The 5260-nt window shown below is 39.6% G+C and carries 5 protein-coding genes; 2 read left to right on the top strand and 3 right to left on the bottom strand.

Features of this window, described 5'->3' with window-relative positions; translation table 11 throughout:
• Together QNK26_RS07710 and trxA are read right to left on the bottom strand one after the other, a co-directional pair.
• The coding region (locus tag QNK26_RS07710; protein ID WP_319221998.1) for a Rho termination factor N-terminal domain-containing protein at nucleotides 1–647 on the bottom strand (647 nt) is incomplete at its 3' end.
• A gap of 242 nt (nucleotides 648–889) precedes the next feature.
• Nucleotides 890–1216, bottom strand: coding sequence for a thioredoxin TrxA (trxA, locus tag QNK26_RS07705; protein WP_319221997.1), 327 nt, complete (start codon nucleotides 1214–1216; stop codon nucleotides 890–892).
• Nucleotides 1217–1393: 177 nt separating this feature from the next.
• Here trxA and rhlB point away from each other — a divergent pair, with 177 nt between their 5' ends.
• Nucleotides 1394–2677, top strand: a complete 1284-nt coding sequence (rhlB, locus tag QNK26_RS07700) for an ATP-dependent RNA helicase RhlB (protein WP_319221995.1) — start codon at nucleotides 1394–1396, stop codon at nucleotides 2675–2677.
• Between the two features lie 10 nt (nucleotides 2678–2687).
• Entirely contained in the window at nucleotides 2688–4211 is a 1524-nt protein-coding gene (locus tag QNK26_RS07695) for a guanosine-5'-triphosphate,3'-diphosphate pyrophosphatase (protein ID WP_319221994.1), read from the top strand.
• Between the two features lie 54 nt (nucleotides 4212–4265).
• Here the strand turns inward: QNK26_RS07695 and hemB are convergent.
• On the bottom strand, nucleotides 4266–5260 hold a 995-nt coding region (hemB, locus tag QNK26_RS07690; RefSeq protein ID WP_319221993.1), incomplete at its 5' end, for a porphobilinogen synthase.

Here is a 5260-nt window from a genome sequence, read left to right as displayed (position 1 = left end):
ACTTCTTCCGGACGCTCATCAATAAGCAATACCATTAACTCACATTCTGGGTGGTTATGGGCAATACTTTGCGCAATGTTTTGTAGTAATAGCGTTTTACCTGCTTTTGGCGGAGCAACGATTAAACCACGTTGACCTTTACCAATTGGTGAAGCTAAATCTAGTATACGAGCAGTAATATCTTCAGTACTACCATTACCACGTTCCATTATTAAACGGTCAGTTGGATGAATTGGTGTAAGGTTTTCGAATAATATTTTATTGCGAGAATTTTCAGGTCTATCAAAGTTAACTTCACTAACTTTTAATAAAGCAAAGTAGCGTTCACCTTCTTTCGGTGGACGAATTTTACCGACAACACTGTCACCCGTTCTTAAACTAAAGCGTCTAATTTGACTTGGCGATATATAAATATCATCAGGACCGGCTAAATAAGATGAATCTGCAGAACGTAAGAAACCAAAACCATCTTGTAAGATTTCTAATACACCGCCGCCAAAAATGTCTTCTCCACTTTTTGCATGGGCTTTTAAAATTGCGAAAATTACGTCTTGCTTGCGGGTTCTGGCTAGGTGTTCAAGCTTCATAGTTTCAGCTAGCTTGATTAGTTCGCCAATAGATTGAGCTTTAAGTTCGATTAAATTCATATTGATAGGGTCTGTGCTTTTATTAAGTATTTTGCTTAGTATTGTATTGCTTTGAGCGTGCCGAGAGGCTGGTCAAAACGAATTGGTTTATGAATAAAGATGTGTGTGCTGTTTAAGTTAGCACTAAATTCACAATAGGTAAAGGAACTGCCTATTGACTTGGACATCATTATGCCGTTTTTTTAAGCACAATAAAAGTAAAAAGGTCAGCATTTGTTATAACTACTGACCTTTTTAAGAAATTATAGATTTGCGTCTAAAAATTCTTTTAATTGGTTTTTAGATAATGCGCCGACTTTAGTGTCTGCAACTGCACCGTCTTTAAACAATAGTAGCGTAGGGATACCACGGATACCGTACTTAGGCGGTGTACCTGAATTTTGGTCAATGTTTAATTTACCAACGGTCACTTTTCCTGCATATTCTTCAGCGATTTCAGATAAGATCGGCGCGATCATTTTACATGGACCACACCATTCAGCCCAAAAATCTACCAGTACAGGGCCAGTAGCATTAATTACATCAGCATCAAAGCCGTCGTCTGTTAGTTGAACAATTTTATCGCTCATTTGTATCTCCGTTAGATTGGCTGTCGCCATAATAAGTAGCAATTTTGATAAATATGGGGTCGTATTGCAAGCAATACAAGTAAAAAGCTTATAACAGTTTTAAATATATAAGTTATTTATACGATCATATTGAGATATTGCTTAATTCAATACCAATAACCTGTTATTCTACAGGCTATGAAAAAAACACATTTAACCGAAACTAAGTTCTCTTCTCTAGGTCTTGCTGAATCAGTAGTGACCGGACTAGATGCCATGGGCTTTCACTATTGTACTGAAATTCAGGAAAAGTCATTACCCGTTTTATTAACAGGTAAAGATATTGCTGGTCAGGCACATACTGGTGAAGGCAAAACAATCGCCTTTCTTGCGGCGACTTTCCATCATTTATTAACAAATCCTAAGCCAGAACATAATCAGCCGCGCGCTATTATTATGGCACCAACTCGTGAACTTGCCATTCAAATAGCTAGAGATGCTAAAGAAATGGCTGCTAGCACAGGCTTGCGCCTTGGTGTTGTTTACGGTGGTGAAGGTTATGAAAGTCAACGCCAAACCCTTGATAAAGGTGTCGATATATTAATCGGTACTTGTGGTCGCTTAATAGATTACCTTAAACAAGGTATTTACAAGCTTGAGCATATCGAAGCTGTAGTACTTGATGAAGCAGATCGCATGTTCGATTTGGGCTTTATTAAAGATATCCGTTTTATGTTCGACCGTATGCCTGGTCCTAAAGAACGCTTAAATATGCTGTTCTCTGCTACTTTATCATTCCGTGTTAAAGAACTTGCGTTCGAACATATGAATGATCCAGTAAGTGTAGAAGTTGCCCCAGAGCAAAAAACTAATATACGTATTTCAGAAGAGCTTTTTTACCCATCTAACGATGTGAAAATGGCTTTATTGCAAACCTTAATCGAAGAAGAGTGGCCAGATAAAGCCATTGTCTTTGCTAACACTAAACATGTATGTGAGCGTGTCCATGCTCATCTTGAAGCCGATGGTATTCGCGTTGGTTTATTAACGGGTGATGTACCACAAAACAAACGTAATAAAATATTAGAACGTTTTACTCAAGGTAGTTTAGATATCCTAGTTGCAACAGATGTTGCCGCGCGTGGTTTGCATATTCCAAGTGTAACCTACGTGTTTAACTATGATTTACCTGATGATTGTGAAGATTACGTTCATCGTATCGGCCGTACTGGTCGTGCTGGTGCATCTGGTCATGCGATTAGCTTTGCTTGTGAAGATTCGGTATTTAACTTACCCGCAATTGAAGATTATATTGAGCACAGCTTACCGGTAAGTAAATATGACAGTGATGCCTTATTAACTGATTTACCTAAGCCGAAACCTCGACCTCGTCGTCATCAACCTAATGGCAATCGTGGACGTAATAATCGTTCTGCTGGTGGTAATCGTAATCAGCAAAGCCGTCCAAGTCATAACCGATAGGAAGAGTTAAATGCTTGCAAGTGTCCCTTCTTGCTCACAGCCGCTTTACGCGGTCATCGATTTAGGTTCAAATTCCTTTCATATGCTTATTAGCCGACTGGTCGCAGATAGCGTCCAGGTGGTTGATAAGGTAAAGCGAAAGGTGCGTTTAGCATCTGGTCTAAACGAAGACAATATTCTTGACCACAAGGCTATGGCCCGTGGTTGGGAATGTTTAAGCTTTTTTGCTGAACGCCTGCAAGATATACCCACCGAAAATATTAAAATAGTTGCTACTGCGACGCTTCGTCTCGCCAAAAATTCAGCCGATTTCATTAGTAAGGCAGAAACTATTTTAGGTCATAAAATAGAGCTTATTTCTGGTGAAGAAGAAGCACACAATATATACCTAGGTGTTGCCCATACTACTTGCAGTGCTGATAAGCGCTTAGTCATTGATATTGGTGGCGCGAGTACCGAACTTATTGTTGGTAGTGGCTTTGACGCAAAAAAAGTATGTAGTCTTAATATGGGCTGCGTTACCTTTAATAATGAATTCTTTGCCCAAGGTGTGATCAGCGAACAGGCCTTTAATCGTGCCCTAGATAAAGCTAAAGCTATTTTATTGCCGCAAGCGCAATCTTACATTGATATTAGTTGGGACAGTGCTTTAGGCGTTTCTGGCACTCTGCAAGCTGTTGCTGAAGTATTAACGGCACAAGGTAAAGTTGAACAAATTACTCTAGCAAACTTATTGGAGATAAAGCAGCAAGTCGTTGCTTGTAAGAGTATTGAACAACTTGATATTGTTGGCCTTGATAGTGACCGTAAACCTGTTTTTGTTTCAGGCTTAGCAATATTAACCGCTATTTTTATGGTGTTTCAGTTAGATGAAGTACAACTCGCCGGTGGTGCCATCCGTGAAGGTATCCTCTATGAGTTATTGCCCAACATGCGTAATGTTAGTATTAGACAACGTACTGTTATAGGGCTTATTCAGCGCTTTAGTATTGATGAACGCCACGCTTATCGTGTCGCTAATCTTGCCGGTAAATTATTTGCACAAGTTGCTAATAAATGGCAATTATCCACTAACGTAGGCAACTTATTACAGTCAGCTTGTGTACTCCATGAAATTGGGCTGTTATTGGAATATAAAGGCAATAAGAAGCATGCCCAATATATTTTAGAAAATACTGACTTAGCGGGTTTTTCAAATAGTGAACGAAAACTATTAATCGCTTTGGTGACTAATTATAAAACTGATCCAAATACCGATACTTTATATAATCAAAGTTTTACGACCACAACCTTTGCAATACGAGCGTTAGTGATCCTGCGCTTAGCCGTAGCTTTATCAAAGCGACGCACTGATGATGTGCTGAGGCGCTTTGAATTGAACGTTGAAGGTAATAGCGTTGATTTAGTATTAGAGTCTGAATTTATGACTGAACATCCGCTGATCGCAGCAGAATTAACACAAGAAGTGAACTACTTAGCTGAATTTGACATCAACTTTAGCAAAAGTACCTTTGCAAAAGTGAAATTGAGTTAAGCAAAGGCAGGAATGAAATCCTGCCTGTGATTTATACCCTGGTATTAGGTAAAACTATTGCTCTTTTAACCAACGCGCTACTTGCTTGGCAAAGTAAGTTAATATGCCGTCTGCACCAGCACGCTTAAATGCTAATAATCCTTCCATAACACACGGTTTTTCAGCTAACCAACCATTTTGAATCGCGGCCATATGCATGGCGTATTCGCCACTTACTTGATAAGCATAGGTTGGCACTTGAAAAGTGTCTTTAGCGCGGCGAACAATATCTAAATAAGGCATGCCTGGTTTTACCATAATCATGTCAGCACCTTCACTAATGTCTTGAGCTATTTCATGCATGGCTTCATCTGAATTGGCAGGGTCCATTTGATAAGAGTGCTTATTACCGCCTTTAATGTTGCTTGATGAACCAACCGCATCTCTAAAAGGTCCGTAGTAATTTGAAGCGTATTTAGCCGAGTAAGCCAAAATTTTAGTATTTACATAACCTTGATTTTCTAACTCTGCGCGGATAGCACCAACACGTCCATCCATCATATCTGATGGCGCTACAATATCAGCACCAGCTTTAGCATGTGACAAGGCTTGTTTTACTAAAATCTCTTTAGTGACTTCATTAAGCACGTAGCCTTCTTCATCAATTATGCCATCTTGACCATGAGTGGTGAATGGGTCTAAAGCGACATCGGTGATCACCCCAAGCTCTGGAAAGTTTTCTTTTAATGCTCGTACCGCACGTTGTGCTAGGCCATCATCATTGTATGCTTCTTCAGCGAGTAGTGACTTTTGTGCCATTGGCGTAACCGGAAATAGCGCGATTGCTGGAATACCTAGTTCAACCAATTCTGCGGCTTCAATAAGTAATAAGTCGATACTTTTACGTTCAACACCCGGCATAGAGGCGATTTCTTCACGCTGATTTTCACCTTCTAAAACAAACACAGGATAAATTAAATCATTCACAGTTAATTGATTTTCAGCCATTAAACGACGAGAAAAATCATCTTTACGCATTCTGCGCAAACGTTTGGCTGGGTATTGCCCGA

Source organism: Moritella sp., assembly GCF_033791185.1.
In the GTDB taxonomy this organism is placed as follows: Bacteria; Pseudomonadota; Gammaproteobacteria; order Enterobacterales; family Moritellaceae; genus Moritella.
Note: the sequence above shows the minus strand (reverse complement) of the source record. Positions and strands in the feature narration are given on the sequence as shown.